Below are 15623 nucleotides of genomic sequence, written 5' to 3' on the forward strand. Positions count from 1 at the left end.
GTTTCCACCGTGCCTGATATGAAGCTATTTGCTGGTAACGCTACACCTGAACTAGCCCAACGTATTGCTGATCGTCTATACATCTCTCTTGGTGATGCAAGTGTTTCTCGTTTTTCTGATGGCGAAGTCGCTGTACAAATTAACGAAAACGTACGTGGTAGTGATGTTTTCATCATTCAATCTACCTGCGCACCAACTAACGACAACCTAATGGAACTTGTAGTGATGATTGACGCAATGCGCCGCGCTTCAGCGGGCCGTATTACAGCAGTTATCCCTTACTTTGGTTATGCTCGCCAAGATCGTCGTGTACGTTCAGCGCGTGTGCCAATCACTGCAAAAGTTGTCGCTGACTTCCTTTCTAACGTTGGCGTTGATCGCGTCCTAACTATTGACCTGCACGCTGAGCAGATTCAAGGCTTCTTTGATGTACCAGTAGACAACATCTTCGGTACTCCAGTGCTTCTTGATGACATGGAAGCGCGTGGCCTAGAAAACCCAGTTGTGGTTTCCCCTGATTTGGGTGGCGTAGTCCGTGCTCGTGCAACCGCTAAAGCGCTAGGTGATATCGATATTGCTATCGTGGATAAGCGTCGCCCACGCGCTAACGTATCTGAAGTAATGAACCTTATCGGTGATGTTGAAGGTCGTGACTGTGTAATCGTTGATGACATGATCGACACTGGTGGCACACTATGTAAAGCAGCAGAAGCTCTAAAAGAGCGTGGGGCAAAGCGCGTATTCGCCTATGCAACACATGCTGTTTTCTCAGGTAACGCGGCACAAAACATTAAGAACTCCGTACTGGATCAAGTCATCGTGACGGACTCCATTACCCTGTCAAAAGAAATGCAAGCAACAGGTAAAGTCACCACACTTAGCCTATCTCGCATGCTGGCAGAAGCAATTCGTCGTATCAGCAACGAAGAATCGATTTCAGCGATGTTTAATTAATTTCGAATTCGTCAGTTTCTCAAAACACCCCATTTCGGGGTGTTTTTTTATGCCAGAGAATAAACGCTCAAGCACACCTCGCCCGCAATAATAATTCTGTGCTATCATACTGCGCTTTTTGAGATTCCAAGAGAGATCCTTACCTTGAGTCAACAAATTAAACTTCTCGTTGGGCTTGCTAATCCCGGCCCTGAATACGCTAGGACTCGTCATAACGCTGGTGCTTGGGTAGTAGAAGAGCTTGCTCGCGTCCATAACATCACACTAAAAAATGAAGCCAAGTTTTTTGGGGTTACAGGACGCATAATGATAAATGGTCAGGATCTCCGCTTACTCATCCCTACTACGTTCATGAACCTTTCAGGTAAATCCATCGCCGCAGTAGCGAAGTTTTACCAAATTAAGCCTGAAGAAATTATGGTGGCACACGATGAACTGGATTTACCTCCAGGTGTCGCTAAGTTTAAGAAAGGGGGCGGACATGGTGGTCATAATGGCCTGCGCGATACCATCAGTAAGCTAGGCAATTGCAAAGATTTTTATCGTCTTCGGATTGGCATTGGTCATCCGGGGCACAAAGATAAAGTGGCCGGTTTTGTTCTGGGCAAAGCGCCCGCTAAAGAGCAAGAGCTGCTAGAGGCAGCAACAGATGAGTCTGTTCGCTGTTTAGACATTCTACTCAAGGATGGCTTGTCAAAAGCACAAAATCGTCTACACACGTTCAAAGCAGAATAAGGTTATTATCATGGGTTTTAAATGTGGCATCGTTGGTCTACCAAACGTCGGTAAATCAACACTGTTCAACGCACTAACTAAAGCAGGTATCGAAGCAGCAAACTTCCCGTTTTGTACGATCGAACCAAACACTGGTGTTGTACCTGTGCCAGATCTACGCCTTGATGCACTGGCAAAAATTGTTAACCCACAAAAAATTCTACCAACCACAATGGAGTTCGTTGACATTGCGGGCTTGGTTGCAGGTGCATCTAAAGGTGAAGGTTTAGGGAACAAATTCCTAGCGAACATCCGAGAAACCGATGCGATTGGCCACGTTGTCCGTTGTTTTGAAAATGAAAACATCGTTCACGTTGCTGGTAAAGTGTCTCCGATTGAGGATATCGAAGTCATCAACCTTGAATTGGCTATGGCCGATTTAGACTCTTGTGAGCGCGCAATTCAGCGTAACGCCAAAAAAGCGAAAGGTGGAGACAAAGACGCGAAGTTCGAACTGACAGTACTAGAGAAGCTATTGCCCGTTTTAACTGAAGGCGGCATGGCCCGCACTGTTGAACTGAGTAAAGAAGAACTTGCGGCTATTGGTTACCTCAACTTCCTGACTCTAAAACCAACAATGTACATTGCCAACGTTAACGAAGATGGTTTCGAAGACAACCCTTATCTAGATGCCGTGCGTGAATTTGCTGAGAAAGAGAACAATGTCGTTGTTCCAGTGTGCGCAGCAATTGAGTCTGAGCTTTCAGAGCTTGAAGACGAGGATCGTGAAGAGTTCCTAGCGGATATGGGTATTGAAGAGCCAGGTTTGAATCGAGTGATCCGTTCAGGTTATGAACTACTAACCCTTCATACCTATTTCACTGCTGGCGTTAAAGAAGTACGTGCATGGACAATTCCTGTAGGAGCTACAGCACCACAGGCGGCTGGTAAGATTCACACTGACTTTGAAAAAGGCTTCATTCGTGCCGAAGTGGTCGGCTACGATGACTTCATCGAATACAACGGTGAAAGTGGTGCAAAAGACGCAGGTAAATGGCGTTTAGAAGGTAAAGATTATATCGTTAAAGATGGTGACGTTGTTCACTTCCGCTTCAACGTATAATTTCCTTGCAAGTTATTGACTTTCAAAGCCAGCCTTAGTGCTGGCTTTATTTTTATGCCGACTAGATCCTCTAAATTAAATCGATAAATGCATGACATTTTGTTATCACTTTTCGATCATTAACACGCCTCTTTGTTTAAAAAGAAACCGAACAGTTGATTTATCCTGATTTCTTCAAAAAAACTATTGACGGCTTTGCCTCAACTTCGCATAATGCGCGCCGTTCCCGACAATAAGCTGACTTATTTGAAGGTACAAAACATGATATGGCTACGTAGCTCAGCTGGTTAGAGCACATCACTCATAATGATGGGGTCACAGGTTCGAATCCCGTCGTAGCCACCATTCCTAAGCGCTCTTATTTAAGAGTTTTTAGGAATCAATGCGGAAGTGGCGGAATTGGTAGACGCACCAGATTTAGGTTCTGGCGCCGCAAGGTGTGAGAGTTCAAGTCTCTCCTTCCGCACCATAAATTGAATAGTCTTAGGACTATGCCTGCAGGTCTATCGCCAAGCGGTAAGGCAGCGGCTTTTGATGCCGCCATTCCCTGGTTCGAATCCAGGTAGACCTGCCATTTATTTAAAGTGTAAGCCTTTAGGAAAAAGGGCTTGTCACTGAGAGCGTGAAAGTTTATATTGTCTCGCTCACGAGTGGCTACGTAGCTCAGCTGGTTAGAGCACATCACTCATAATGATGGGGTCACAGGTTCGAATCCCGTCGTAGCCACCATTTATTCTGACTGCTAGCTTTTGGCTAACGGTCCTGTAGATTCAAGTTGCGGAAGTGGCGGAATTGGTAGACGCACCAGATTTAGGTTCTGGCGCCGCAAGGTGTGAGAGTTCAAGTCTCTCCTTCCGCACCATCTTGATATACTCTACAAATAACAATTTATGCGGAAGTGGCGGAATTGGTAGACGCACCAGATTTAGGTTCTGGCGCCGCAAGGTGTGAGAGTTCAAGTCTCTCCTTCCGCACCATAAATTGAATAGTCTTAGGGCTATGCCTGCAGGTCTATCGCCAAGCGGTAAGGCAGCGGCTTTTGATGCCGCCATTCCCTGGTTCGAATCCAGGTAGACCTGCCATAYACAACGTTATTGAGACTTTACCAATTGTCTTGATAACTACAGATTAAGATGCGGAAGTGGCGGAATTGGTAGACGCACCAGATTTAGGTTCTGGCGCCGCAAGGTGTGAGAGTTCAAGTCTCTCCTTCCGCACCATTATCTAGATRACTCGWTGAGTTRTCACACTGCAGGTCTATCGCCAAGTGGTAAGGCAGCGGCTTTTGATGCCGCCATTCCCTGGTTCGAATCCAGGTAGACCTGCCATACACAACGTTATTGAGACTTTACCAATTGTCTTGATAACTACAGATTAAGATGCGGAAGTGGCGGAATTGGTAGACGCACCAGATTTAGGTTCTGGCGCCGCAAGGTGTGAGAGTTCAAGTCTCTCCTTCCGCACCATCTTAATCACATGGCTACGTAGCTCAGCTGGTTAGAGCACATCACTCATAATGATGGGGTCACAGGTTCGAATCCCGTCGTAGCCACCATCAATACAAGGTTACTTCGATTTATCAATGATCGAGATAACTACAGAATAAAATGCGGAAGTGGCGGAATTGGTAGACGCACCAGATTTAGGTTCTGGCGCCGCAAGGTGTGAGAGTTCAAGTCTCTCCTTCCGCACCATTATAAAAAACCCAGCTTTAGCTGGGTTTTCTTTTATCAATCATAGGCATTTCTCAGATATAAAAAATCCAGCCTAGGCTGGATTTTTACTTAAGTCATGACTGTCTATTTTGCTTCGAAATCACTTTCTTAGCCTAGAAGCCCCAACGCTGAGTTGGGCGCCTGCTTTGCTTGAGCAAGAACAGAACTCGATGCTTGGGAAAGAATCTGAGCTTTTGTTAATGCAGTAGTTTCTTTAGCGAAATCGGTATCTTTGATGCGGCTCTTAGAAGCATTTACATTTTCATTAATGTTATCTAAATTACTGATTGCATGGCCGAATCGGTTTTGGAATGCACCTAATTCTGCACGATGACTATCAACGAACTTCAATGCAGAGTCAACAATCGCAACCGCTTCCTGAGCGCCCGCAACAGAAGTCACATCGATAGTGTCAACGGTTACCGCTTGCGCAGGCCCCATGCTCAACTCACCAGCCAAGGCGCCACCAAATGTCGCTTCACCAGAAACTCGATTGTTGTCAGTAAAGATTTGAAGGTTGCCATCGTCACCAACTGATGCTTTAACCATGTCAGTCTGACCATTAATGTAAGTTGCCAGCTCCTCAATATCATCACCTTCTTTAGCGTTGATAGTGATATTTTGCTGCTCACCAAATACATCAGTCAGTGAAATAGTCAGATCATTGGAACCCGCTTGAACCCCCCAATCTTTATCTTTCGCATTGGCTGCAACATAGCTATTACCACCCATCATAGAGTTGTCACTACGCATATTGTTCATCGTTAACATGACGGCTTCACCGTTATCTGCACCAATCTGAAATGATTTGGTCGCGAACGTGCCATTAAGTAGTTTGTTACCACCAAATGAAGTCGTCTCAGCAATACGGTTTAGCTCATCATTCAGTGCCGTAATCTCTTCTTGAATCGCCACACGTTCAGACTTAGAGTTTGAGCCGTTCGCCGATTGTAGCGATAGATCACGCATACGTTGCAGAATGTTGGTTGTTTCATTCATCGCGCCTTCAGCTGTCTGCGCCATCGAAATACCATCATTTGCATTACGCACAGCGACATCTAAGCCTCGGCTTTGCACATTCAAGCGGTTAGAGATCTGCATACCTGCAGCATCATCTTTCGCGCTATTGATCTTAAAACCAGAAGATAAACGTTCCATTGAGGATTGTTGTGCACTAGTTGCGCTGTTTAAGTAGCGCTGTGCAGTCATTGCCGCAACATTCGTGTTTACATTAACCGCCATAGTGGTTACTCCTATTGATTTTCCGTAGTTCGGAAGTTTCGAAAGGTTTCCGACGTCTCGGTAAACCAAGTTCTCTCAAAGTAACCTTATTAACGACGAAGAGATGATTAACTTTAGAGCAATTTTAAAAATTCCTAAGAAAAAAAGGGTTAACCATAAATATATTGATCGTTACGACAGATATGAAATCAATGGTTAAAGATTTAGTCGAAACGGCCGGGGGCTTAAGAGGAGAATCAAGTGGAATTCAGCAGAAAAGGAGCAAAGAAAAAGCCCCTTTTCCTTTGAGAGAACCGGGGCTAGTGTGGTAGCCATTGTGGAGATCGAGAGAAATGATCACAGCCTGGCTGCCGTATACATAAGTGTCAGCAAACAAGAGCTAATGTGAGAGAGCTTCGTTAACTTATCACTTATGCTTGCCTAAACACCTTCACTAACCCCACGTCTGGGTATACGTTAGTGAAGATATTCATGACTACTGCAATAATGACATTGCAGAGTTTGGCAACTGTTTTGCTTGGGCAAGGATCGAAGTACCTGCCTGTTGCAGAATTTGAGCTTTGGTCATCGCAGTAGTCTCTTTCGCAAAATCGGTATCGCGAATTCGACTATTTGATGCCTCTACGTTTTCTTGGATATTTGCCAAGTTATTAATACTGTGGCTGAGTCGGTTTTGCTTAGCACCTAAATCTGCGCGCTGTGAATCAACATATCTTAGCGCGGCATCAATAATACCTACCGCATTTTGAGCGCCACCCACTGAGCGAACATCAATATTTTGTACTGTTGTTTGCACGCCCGGACCACCTTCGAGACCAAGTTCACTCGCTAAGCCACCAGATATATTCAGGTTACCCTCAAGGTTTGGTTCAGCAGCAAAGATCTGCAATCGACCTTCTTCGTCTACCGATGCTTTCAATTTTTGGGTTTGACCATTGATATAGGTTGCCACTTCCTCAATATCATCACCTTCTTTAGCAATGATATCTAAGGTGATGGCTTCGCCATCCTTGGTCGTAAACTCAAATTTAATATCTTTCGCTGTAGGGGGAACACCCCAATCTTTATCTTTTGCTTTTTCAAGAGAAGAAACAAAACTTTGCCCACCCATGCGTGGTTCATCCGCTCGGATACTGGTAAGCCCCATAATAATGGCCTCACCTGAGCTCGCACCGATTTGGAAAGAGGCTTCACCAAATGAACCGTTAAGTAGCTTACGACCACCAAACGATGTGGTTTCAGCAATACGGTTCAGCTCATCTTGCAACGCTGCAACTTCTTCATGCAGTGCCTGACGCTCTGATGCTGAGTTTGTGCCGTTTGCCGATTGTAGCGACAAGTCACGAATACGTTGCAAAATTGACGTAGACTCGTTCATTGCCCCTTCCGCAGTCTGCGCAATAGAAATACCGTCATTGGCATTGCGCATAGCCACATCCAAACCACGAGACTGAGCGGTCAATCGGTTAGAGATCTGAAGCCCCGCAGCATCGTCTTTTGCACTATTAATTTTCTGACCTGAAGACAATCGTTCCATCGAGGTATTGAGTTCCCCCGTGGCCTTATTCAGGTAACGTTGGGCAGTCATTGCCGACACGTTAGTATTTACAGTAATGGTCATAGTTTGCTCTCCTAATGAGTTCGCAAGTTCTTGCGAAGCGGCCAGCTTAATCTCAGTTGGAAGCACTGACCGTAATAACTTGCTAAGCAGGAAGTGCCTGCTTCAACCAGTTCGTTAAACTCTTAGTGTTATCAATTCAAGTAGTGTGCCAACTTTAAGGTGTGAATAATTAAATAATTTTTTAATTTAATTTCAATAACTTAAAATTATCGATGCCATTTCACACAAATGTTCATTTTATCGCCACACTATGGCGGCAATACCCTTGCCGCTCATTTGCCACCTAGTTGCCATAGCGAGATTGGCTATGTTCTTAACCACTGGGCAATATCTCACTTCGCACATACGGCTTAGCACGTATGGCATTGAAGTTAGATGTAATTAAATAAGGTTAAATCTTTGGCCTTGCCAAATGCTTGTTGTGAAGCCTGTAAGGCTCGGGAGTTCTCATTGAACTCAATAATCGCTTCTGCGTAATCCAGATCCTCAAAATTACTCTTAGATTTTGCTAAGGTCATATTGAAGTCATCATGTTGCTCTTCCTGAATATCCAAAGTATTCAAGCGAGCACCAACATCCGTTCTCGCCTTATTAAGGTGAATGAATGCCGCATGAAATTCTTGAGTGATCTGATGCAACTCGGCAGTATTTGAAGTGTCCGAGACAGATCCTTCAGCCAGCTTCATGGCCTGTTTAAAGGTATCGAAGATACTGTACGTTTTTCGTGGTTCCAGAGTAATTGCATCACCTTTAGTGATTTGGCCTTTAACCTGAATAGTGACATCTTCAAACTTTATCCCAACTGCTGGGTCAAAGTTGTCCGCTTTGACAACCGAACCATCACGTTCAAGCTGGTAACCGTAGTTACCATCGGGCATATCAACAAACGTGACTTTGTAAGTTGACTGGTCATCTGGATTCGTGTTCACCGCACGCTCTAACAACAGCTCTGATACGCCTTTAAGATCATATTGAGGCTCAAAATCACCATAAGGGTTGTCAATTTCCATAAACAACTTACTACCAGGATCGTTGATCGGCATTTCTAAGCTGTTGGAGATCTTCATCTTGCGCTGATAATCGTCTCCGGCGTATACCACATCCCCATCTTTGTCTCGGAAGAAAGGCTGATTCTTAGGTTTGGTTCCGGCAAAAATATAGTTCCCTGATTCATCCTGAACATTCGACAAGTTAAGAAAATTATTCGCAATTTCCTGTAGCTCTCGACGTTTTGCAATTCGGTCTTCCGGTGATAAGGAACCATTGATCATTTCCATTACCGTACGCTTTGCTTCATCAGCATACTGCTCTGCATTGGAAATAATCACCTCGTGGTGCTCTAGGCGATTACGACTGAGAACAATAGCGTCCGTAAACTGACGTAGCTGCTCTTTCTGCTGTCCAATATTCTGAATGTAGTGAGTAGCCAGTGGATCATCACTGGCACGCATGAGCTTTTTACCCGATGCCAGCTGCGCCTGATTGTGGTGAACTTTCGCTTCCTGACGACGCAGATCATTCTGCACTGACTGATAGTTATGGAAGCTGGAAATACGATTCATCATTTATCCCCCTCCCTATCTCAACGCCAATATAGTGTTAAAGGTATCGTTTGCCGCCTGCATAATGCGTGATGACGCCATATAAGCTTGCTGGAACTTCATCATGTTGGCGGCTTCTTCATCGAGGTTAACCCCAGAGATAGACGCAACGCGTTCTTGTGCCGCCTCTTTTTCTAAGCGCGACACATCGGTCAAGCGAGAGGCAGTCGACATTTGCAGCCCGACATCAGTGTTCAAGTTGTGGTAAATATCCAAAACCGTAGATTCACCGTCATTGAGGTGTTTATTAGTTTGAATATTCTGCATTTTCAGTAAGTTACCGTTATCACCTTCCGATGGCACAAGGTTTGCCGTGAACTTGTCGTTTGCCAATGCCCCTGCAGATAACTCAAATGTTGTGCCTTGAACGGTCACAGGCCCAGAGGGTGGATAGTCTTGAGGCTGAAGAAGAATCTTGCCTTTAGTATCGGTGACAGCAAATTGCTTACCATCCGGTGATATAATGACTTCGAACTCGCGTAAATCACCCGCGGTATCAATTGAAAATGTTGCGCTTCCTTGAGCAAATGTGGTGGATGCTTCGTAACTTTGTGCTGCAATATCGGAAGGATCATTAGTCGCCATCCTCATTTGCGCAGCCCCACTTCGTGTCGGGCGAATTAAAACTCGTTCACCGGCTTCAAGGCCATTTTTTATATCGATACGGATACCATCGAGAGAAATAGCCCCCCCCACAACAGGTACAATAGACTGTTCACCGCTAGGTCGGGTGATGTAGTAGTCTCCACCCGTAAATTGCAGCGAGTACTCCCCTCCCACTAACTGACTGGTATCTTCGATATACACTTCCAATTCAGCCGTCGAATTCGATGATGTCACTACTCGAGACTTGGCTATCAACTCCGAGTTAACATCGGTAAACATTAGCCCACCAATATCACCTCGCAAATCTAGGCCTTGTGATTGCAACTTGTTCACATCATAAGAAAACGCAGTGGCCATTTTACCGAGTTCATCCATAAGGTAAGGAATTTTCTCATCACGCATGGTCAGCATCGCGCCAATCTTGCCATCAATATCTTTCGTAGTAATGGCCTTAATCCCTTTGCCTTCAATCATTGCCAAGCGTCGTTGATGCACATCAGGATAGCCATCAATCATTTTGAGCTGACTGGCCTCTGTTCCTGACACTAAGGTATGGCCATTACCGATGTGAACATTGAAACCTTCAGCATTTTTACGAGGCGTAACCGTTACCTTGGTGTATTCTGATAACTCTGCGATGAGCTTTTCATGTTGGTCCATCAAATCGTTATGAGGCCCTGGAGTACGCATCATCAGGCGATGTAAGTCTCTAATTTCAAGTGCTAATTGGTTTACTCGTTCAATACCTAAGTCGAGCTTTTTATTCGTCACATCTGATTGACGACGAACCGTTTCGTGAAAGTCATTGAGGTTTTGGGTGATAAGATCGGCTTTTTCAAGTACGACTTTGCGTGCGCCGACATCATTCGGACTGTCCGCAAGTGATTTGACGGCATCAAACCATTCGTTAAGGTTTTCTGGAATCTTCTTTGATGCAACGGATGATAGCATGTTGGATAACATTTCCAAATTGGCTTCATCATCGACCTTATGTGCGTAGTTGGTCGTAGAAATATTCATCTCGTTAACGGCAAACTGATCCCAAGAGCGGCGAACTTTTTCCACATGTACGCCCATGCCATAAGTCTCCCCGCCATACTGGCGCGGCATGTTTGCACCTTGTATCACCGACTGACGGCTATAACCCTCTGTATTGACATTAGAGATGTTATGACCCGTGGTGTTTAGTTGTCTCTGAGCCGTCAGTACGCTTTGCGAACCAAGATTCAGAAGATCAGACGCCATATCGCCCCCAAGAAACCTAATAAAATCAGTAGAACTGAATAACTTACTTAATCAAAATGCAATATGTATACCAAGTTATCGGGGTGCGGGTGCGGGTGCGGGTGCGGGTGCGGGATTATGTTTTCTCTGAGGCGGAGCAAATGTCAACAGATTAGAATCTTGCAAAACACAAAGGTCACCGTTTATGAAGATAACGTGCATTCGCTGATAAAAAAACTCACCCGAAGGTGAGTCATTTTACATTTCATCTATTTGTGCTTTTACCCTCAGAACTTTATTAGCGTACTGTGGATCTGTCGCGTAGCCGGCCTGATGGATACCTCGAATAAACTGTTCGTTACTACCTTCATGACGAAGTGCCATTGTATAACGAGGATTATTATTTAAGAATCGGACATAATCATTGAAGCTATCTTCAAAGCTCGTGTATGAACGGAAAGCAGCATTTTCTTTTACAGGTACACCTTGATGATACTCCAATGTCTGAGTGGCTACTTTATCGCCAGCCCAACTCTTGTCTGCTTTGATGTTAAACAGGTTGTTACTACTGCCACGACTATTGCTCACCACCTTTTGTCCCCACCCTGTCTCAAGAGCCGCTTGAGCGAGGAGCAATGAAGAATCGACACCTAAAGCGCGCGCTGCTTTTTCCGCATAGGGTTTCATTGAAGCGACAAAAGCTTCTGGGGAATCAAATGACTGTTTCGTTGAGGATGGCTCAACAGCCGAAGCCGACTCTACATCTGGCTGGCGAGTTTGACGCACATGATCAATTTTTTTCATTAGAGCTTCAAAGTCCGCCTCACGGCTAGCAGCGTTCGGATTCTCGACAGAACCGGAGGTCAGTTGAGCGACAATCATATCTGCCAATCCTAAAGAGCCTGATGCACTCAGCTCGCTAGACATTTGCTCATCCATCATCTGACGGTAAAACTGTTGGTTCTGACTATCCATCAAACCAGATTCAAACGTCGAGTTAGCATCACGCATAGACTTAAACAGCATGGAAGTAAAAATAGCTTCGAACTGTTTCGCTGCGGCGGTCAGCGCTTCTTTTTCACTGTTCTCATCACCACCCACCGCTTTCTGACGTAGTTTGTCCAAGTTAGCGATATCATGAATGAAACCGATGTCTTTACCGTTATTAATCATGCCGCCTCCCTAGATTACAATCAACTGACCTTCAATCGCACCGGCTTGCTTAAGAGCCTGAAGAATTGCCATTAAATCTGACGGTGCTGCACCGACTTCGTTTACCGCACGAACAAGGTCATCCAGCGTCAACCCCGGTTCGAACTTAAACATTTTCCCTTGCTCTTCTGTCACTTCGATATCACTCTCAGGAGTGACGACTGTTTCACCTCCACCAAATGCGTTTGGCTGGCTGACATTAAAGTCTTCTTTGATCGCGACTGTCATACCACCATGGGTCACAGCTGCAGGTTTGAGTCGTACATGCTTACCTACCACAATCGTCCCTGTGCGTGAATTGACGATGATTTTCGCTGAGCCTTCTGCCGGATCAAATTCAAGGTTTTCAATTGCAGACAGGAATGAAACTCGTTGAGATATATCTCGCGGGGCACGGACTTTTACTGAAGTTGCATCGATAGCTTGAGCCATTTGTGGGCCAAGGAAGTTATTTACCGCATCCGCCATGCGCTGCGCAGTGGTAAAGTCAGATTCTAGAAGGTTAAAAGTGATGTAATCCCCACGACTAAACGGTGATGGAATTTCTCGTTCAACGATAGCCCCATTTGAAATCATCCCTGCTGTTGGGTTGTTACCAACAATTTTAGAGCCGTCTGCACCAGTCGCACTAAAACCACTGACCACTAAATTTCCTTGAGCAACGGCATAGATTTGCCCATCAAGACCTTTCAGCATCGTCTGCATGAGTGTGCCACCACGTAAACTTTTCGCAGATCCGATAGACGACACTGTGACATCAATGGTTTGACCTTGCTTTGAAAACGCAGCTAAGTCTGCCGTAACGATAACAGCTGCGACATTCTTAGACTTTGGCTTTGTACCTGGTGGAAGCTGAATACCGAAATTTTCGAGCATGGCATTAAAGCTTTGATCGGTAAAAGGGGTCGATTCCCCGGTACCCGGTAAACCAGTAACCAAACCATAGCCAACTAATTGGTTGCTACGAACTCCAGCAACTTGTGACACGTCTTTAATACGTGCCGCGTACGCGTGTGTCGATACGATAATTAGGCTGGTCAGTAACAAAATTAGCTTCTTCATCGGGATACCTTTACTCAATACTCAGTGCCAAAACTTCGACTTAAAATAGTCCTATAAAGCCACATTAAAGAATCGTGCCAAGAATCCAGGTTCTTGCATATCTTGTTGAGTGCCCGTACCTGAATAGCGAATTCTGGCATTAGAAATACGATTAGACGCTATCGTGTTCTCATAGGAGATATCCTCGGGACGAATAGTGCCGCTTAGGCGAATATATTCATCACCCGTGTTTAGCGTTAGCCATTTTTCACCTCGGATGACCAAATTGCCATTTGCCAGTACTTCAATCACTTCGACAGTGATTGATCCGGAAATACTATTACTCTGATTCGCAGCTGCACTGCCACTGAAGTTGTTATCATTACTTAAATTATACGAGAAGTTATAGTCGCCAATATTAAGTTGCTGTCCCCCCACTTCAAGAGGATCCATGGAGGCATCGTTATTTTTCGATAGATCAGCATCTGAACTTTTTGCGGCTTTGGTGTTTTCATCCAAGGTCACAGTTATAATGTCCCCAACGCCACGTGGCTTGGAGTCATCGTAGAGGCTGGCTGCTTGCGCCGTATTAAACAAAGAGCCGGTTTCAGCAGCATAATGCTCAGGTTGATGTTTGGGGTGAATGGGCGCCCAAGCAGGATCACCAGCAACGGGATCGCTTCTGCCTCGAAGCGTATCAACGATACCAGCACTCTCATCTTGAGATTTATCACCTTCAACCGCATCAACGGTCGTCGTTCCCTGAACAACATCTGACGTTTCAATTGGGGCTTCCAACATTGAACAACCCGATAATAAGGCGATAGCAATTATGGTCAGTAAGCGATTCATAATGGTTCCTTAATTTCTCAAGCTTATAGCTGCTGGTTAACGAAGCTCATCATTTTATCAACGGCCGAGATCACTTTTGAGTTCATCTCATAAACGCGCTGAGCTTCAATCATATTCACTAGCTCTTCTGTAACGTTAACGTTCGAAGTTTCCAACATCGACTGGCGGATATCACCAAAGCCATCAAAACCAGGCACGCCCTCCTGAGGGTCTCCACTTGCTCCTGTCGGTAAGTACAAGTTCTGCCCGACAGGCTCAAGGCCACCAGGGTTGACAAAATCTACCGTCGCAATCTGACCAACCACTTGGTTCTCTTGTTGACCACGCACTCTTACTGACACTTCGCCGTCCGTACCGATCGTAATACTGACTGCATCTTCAGGAATGGCGATTTCTGGCTCCAATGGATAACCGGCACCTGAAGTCACCACGACACCTTCATCGTTAACCGTAAATTGGCCGTTACGACTATAGCCGATATTGCCGTCAGGCATGAGAATCTGGAAGAAACCATCACCTTCGATCATCATGTCGAGACTATTGTTGGTGGTCTGCGTGTTACCTTGAGTATGCACTTTTTGTGTCGCCACCACTTTTGAACCCGCTCCCAGCATCAATCCGCTTGGCAGTTCGGTATTTTGTGAAGATTGACCGCCTGGTTGATTAATATTTTGATAAAACAAATCTTCGAAGACAGCACGGCTTTTTTTGTAACCCACTGTCGAAGCGTTCGCCAGGTTATTTGAAATCGTAGAAATATTGGTTTGTTGGGCATCTAAACCCGTTTTACTTACCCATAATGCCGGATGCATATCTCTCTCCTAATATTCTGGTTAGCTCATACGAAGCAGTGAATCAGACGCTTTGTCCATTTCTTCCGCTGTACTCATCATCTTGACCTGCATCTCAAACTGACGCTGAAGGTCAATCAGATTGGTCATTTCGCCAATGGCATTGACGTTACTGCCTTCCAACGCACCGGTCAGCAGTTTGACACCGGCATCCATTTCGTATGCCGCATTAGGATCTTTGGAACGGAAAAGTCCGTTAACATCTTTGTATAGTGATTGATTATTGGTGCTGGTCAGCTTGATGCGGTCAACAATTTCGATAGCATCAGCTGGTGCCCCCTGAGGGACAACAGAAATGGTACCATCCGTACCAACTTCAATTTTACTGACTGGGATAGGGATAGTTATTGGCGCTCCAGTTTCTCCTAACACCAAATTGCCGTTACCTGTGGTAAGCAGGCCATTAACATCTACCTTCATATTACCGTTGCGTGTCAGGCCTTCTTTACCGGTTTTATCGAGAACAGAGATCCAACCTTGATCTTGAATGGTCACGTCTAAGTCACGCCCAGTCGTAATGACACTACCCTGTTGAAAATTATGGCCCGGGCGTTCTGTCATACTGAATACGCGGCTTGGCATACCATCACCATAGGCTTGCATTGAGCGGGCTTGCGCCAAATCAGCACGGAAACCCGTGGTACTGACGTTTGCCAAGTTGTTCGCTCTAAGCTGCATAGCCTGCATATTCTGCTTTGCGCCACTCATAGCGAGAAACAGTGCACGATCCATAATTTGCTCCAACAATCACAATTCAGATCAATTAAAGCAAATGACGTGCCAAAATTAAATAACTATAAAAATCAAATACTTATTAAAAAATAAACGATAAAGGGAAGAGATATACGAAGGGAATTGCCATAGGTG

At 45.1% G+C, this 15623-nt stretch carries 12 protein-coding genes and 12 tRNA genes; 15 read left to right on the top strand and 9 right to left on the bottom strand.

Annotated elements, in window-relative coordinates; all coding sequences use genetic code 11:
* The first annotated feature begins 9 nt into the window (after positions 1 to 9).
* From L1D15_RS10770 to L1D15_RS10840, 15 genes are all read left to right on the top strand, one after another.
* The gene (locus L1D15_RS10770; protein WP_239838087.1) at positions 10 to 954 is read left to right on the top strand and encodes a ribose-phosphate pyrophosphokinase; all 945 of its coding nucleotides are present in this window, start codon (positions 10 to 12) and stop codon (positions 952 to 954) included.
* A 144-nt stretch (positions 955 to 1098) separates the two neighbouring features.
* Positions 1099 to 1689 carry an aminoacyl-tRNA hydrolase gene (gene pth / locus L1D15_RS10775; RefSeq protein WP_239875592.1) on the top strand — a complete coding sequence of 197 codons (591 nt, stop codon included), beginning with the start codon at positions 1099 to 1101 and terminating at the stop codon, positions 1687 to 1689.
* Positions 1690 to 1699: 10 nt separating this feature from the next.
* Positions 1700 to 2791: a redox-regulated ATPase YchF gene (gene ychF, locus L1D15_RS10780; protein ID WP_239838085.1), complete on the top strand. Its 1092-nt coding sequence runs from the start codon at positions 1700 to 1702 to the stop codon at positions 2789 to 2791.
* Positions 2792 to 3059: 268 nt separating this feature from the next.
* Positions 3060 to 3136 (top strand) — tRNA-Met (locus L1D15_RS10785).
* 39 nt (positions 3137 to 3175) lie between these two features.
* A tRNA-Leu gene (locus L1D15_RS10790) sits at positions 3176 to 3260 on the top strand.
* Positions 3261 to 3290: 30 nt separating this feature from the next.
* A tRNA-Gln gene (locus tag L1D15_RS10795) sits at positions 3291 to 3365 on the top strand.
* Between the two features lie 78 nt (positions 3366 to 3443).
* Positions 3444 to 3520, top strand: a tRNA-Met gene (locus L1D15_RS10800).
* A gap of 48 nt (positions 3521 to 3568) precedes the next feature.
* Positions 3569 to 3653: transfer RNA gene (locus L1D15_RS10805), tRNA-Leu, on the top strand.
* 30 nt (positions 3654 to 3683) lie between these two features.
* A tRNA-Leu gene (locus L1D15_RS10810) sits at positions 3684 to 3768 on the top strand.
* A gap of 30 nt (positions 3769 to 3798) precedes the next feature.
* A tRNA-Gln gene (locus tag L1D15_RS10815) sits at positions 3799 to 3873 on the top strand.
* A 53-nt stretch (positions 3874 to 3926) separates the two neighbouring features.
* Positions 3927 to 4011: transfer RNA gene (locus L1D15_RS10820), tRNA-Leu, on the top strand.
* A 33-nt stretch (positions 4012 to 4044) separates the two neighbouring features.
* Positions 4045 to 4119: transfer RNA gene (locus L1D15_RS10825), tRNA-Gln, on the top strand.
* A gap of 53 nt (positions 4120 to 4172) precedes the next feature.
* Positions 4173 to 4257: transfer RNA gene (locus L1D15_RS10830), tRNA-Leu, on the top strand.
* 12 nt (positions 4258 to 4269) lie between these two features.
* A tRNA-Met gene (locus L1D15_RS10835) sits at positions 4270 to 4346 on the top strand.
* A gap of 54 nt (positions 4347 to 4400) precedes the next feature.
* A tRNA-Leu gene (locus tag L1D15_RS10840) sits at positions 4401 to 4485 on the top strand.
* 129 nt (positions 4486 to 4614) lie between these two features.
* Here the strand turns inward: L1D15_RS10840 and L1D15_RS10845 are convergent.
* From L1D15_RS10845 to L1D15_RS10885, 9 genes are all read right to left on the bottom strand, one after another.
* Positions 4615 to 5748 (bottom strand): flagellin, encoded by a 1134-nt coding sequence (locus L1D15_RS10845; RefSeq protein ID WP_239838279.1) that lies wholly within the window; start codon positions 5746 to 5748, stop codon positions 4615 to 4617.
* A 475-nt stretch (positions 5749 to 6223) separates the two neighbouring features.
* The gene (locus tag L1D15_RS10850) at positions 6224 to 7369 is read right to left on the bottom strand and encodes a flagellin (protein ID WP_239838280.1); all 1146 of its coding nucleotides are present in this window, start codon (positions 7367 to 7369) and stop codon (positions 6224 to 6226) included.
* A 371-nt stretch (positions 7370 to 7740) separates the two neighbouring features.
* On the bottom strand, positions 7741 to 8934 hold the full coding sequence (flgL, locus tag L1D15_RS10855) for a flagellar hook-associated protein FlgL (RefSeq protein WP_239864885.1): 1194 nt from the start codon (positions 8932 to 8934) through the stop codon (positions 7741 to 7743).
* Between the two features lie 12 nt (positions 8935 to 8946).
* Complete coding sequence (gene flgK, locus L1D15_RS10860) at positions 8947 to 10821, bottom strand: flagellar hook-associated protein FlgK (RefSeq protein ID WP_239864887.1); 1875 nt, start codon at positions 10819 to 10821, stop codon at positions 8947 to 8949.
* A 237-nt stretch (positions 10822 to 11058) separates the two neighbouring features.
* Positions 11059 to 11973 (bottom strand): flagellar assembly peptidoglycan hydrolase FlgJ, encoded by a 915-nt coding sequence (gene flgJ / locus L1D15_RS10865; protein ID WP_239875593.1) that lies wholly within the window; start codon positions 11971 to 11973, stop codon positions 11059 to 11061.
* 9 nt (positions 11974 to 11982) lie between these two features.
* A complete protein-coding gene (locus L1D15_RS10870) occupies positions 11983 to 13074 on the bottom strand; it encodes a flagellar basal body P-ring protein FlgI (RefSeq protein WP_239864889.1) in 1092 nt (363 codons plus the stop codon).
* 51 nt (positions 13075 to 13125) lie between these two features.
* Positions 13126 to 13905 (bottom strand): flagellar basal body L-ring protein FlgH, encoded by a 780-nt coding sequence (flgH, locus tag L1D15_RS10875; RefSeq protein WP_239838285.1) that lies wholly within the window; start codon positions 13903 to 13905, stop codon positions 13126 to 13128.
* A 23-nt stretch (positions 13906 to 13928) separates the two neighbouring features.
* Positions 13929 to 14717, bottom strand: a complete 789-nt coding sequence (flgG, locus tag L1D15_RS10880) for a flagellar basal-body rod protein FlgG (protein ID WP_239838286.1) — start codon at positions 14715 to 14717, stop codon at positions 13929 to 13931.
* A gap of 21 nt (positions 14718 to 14738) precedes the next feature.
* Entirely contained in the window at positions 14739 to 15488 is a 750-nt protein-coding gene (locus L1D15_RS10885) for a flagellar basal body rod protein FlgF (RefSeq protein WP_239838287.1), read from the bottom strand.
* Between the last annotated feature and the right edge of the window lie 135 nt (positions 15489 to 15623).

This window comes from Vibrio sp. Isolate25 (genome assembly GCF_022398025.1).
Classification (GTDB): Bacteria; Pseudomonadota; Gammaproteobacteria; order Enterobacterales; family Vibrionaceae; genus Vibrio; species Vibrio coralliilyticus_A.

Bases quoted from the DNA above. Each gene is read 5' to 3' on its own strand.
- ychF (WP_239838085.1), top strand. From the start codon at position 1,700: ATGGGTTTTAAATGTGGCATCGTTGGTCTACCAAACGTCGGTAAATCA.
- L1D15_RS10845 (WP_239838279.1), bottom strand. From the start codon at position 5,748: ATGGCGGTTAATGTAAACACGAATGTTGCGGCAATGACTGCACAGCGC.
- L1D15_RS10850 (WP_239838280.1), bottom strand. From the start codon at position 7,369: ATGACCATTACTGTAAATACTAACGTGTCGGCAATGACTGCCCAACGT.
- flgL (WP_239864885.1), bottom strand. From the start codon at position 8,934: ATGATGAATCGTATTTCCAGCTTCCATAACTATCAGTCAGTGCAGAAT.
- flgK (WP_239864887.1), bottom strand. From the start codon at position 10,821: ATGGCGTCTGATCTTCTGAATCTTGGTTCGCAAAGCGTACTGACGGCT.
- flgJ (WP_239875593.1), bottom strand. From the start codon at position 11,973: ATGATTAATAACGGTAAAGACATCGGTTTCATTCATGATATCGCTAAC.
- L1D15_RS10870 (WP_239864889.1), bottom strand. From the start codon at position 13,074: ATGAAGAAGCTAATTTTGTTACTGACCAGCCTAATTATCGTATCGACA.
- flgH (WP_239838285.1), bottom strand. From the start codon at position 13,905: ATGAATCGCTTACTGACCATAATTGCTATCGCCTTATTATCGGGTTGT.
- flgG (WP_239838286.1), bottom strand. From the start codon at position 14,717: ATGCATCCGGCATTATGGGTAAGTAAAACGGGTTTAGATGCCCAACAA.
- L1D15_RS10885 (WP_239838287.1), bottom strand. From the start codon at position 15,488: ATGGATCGTGCACTGTTTCTCGCTATGAGTGGCGCAAAGCAGAATATG.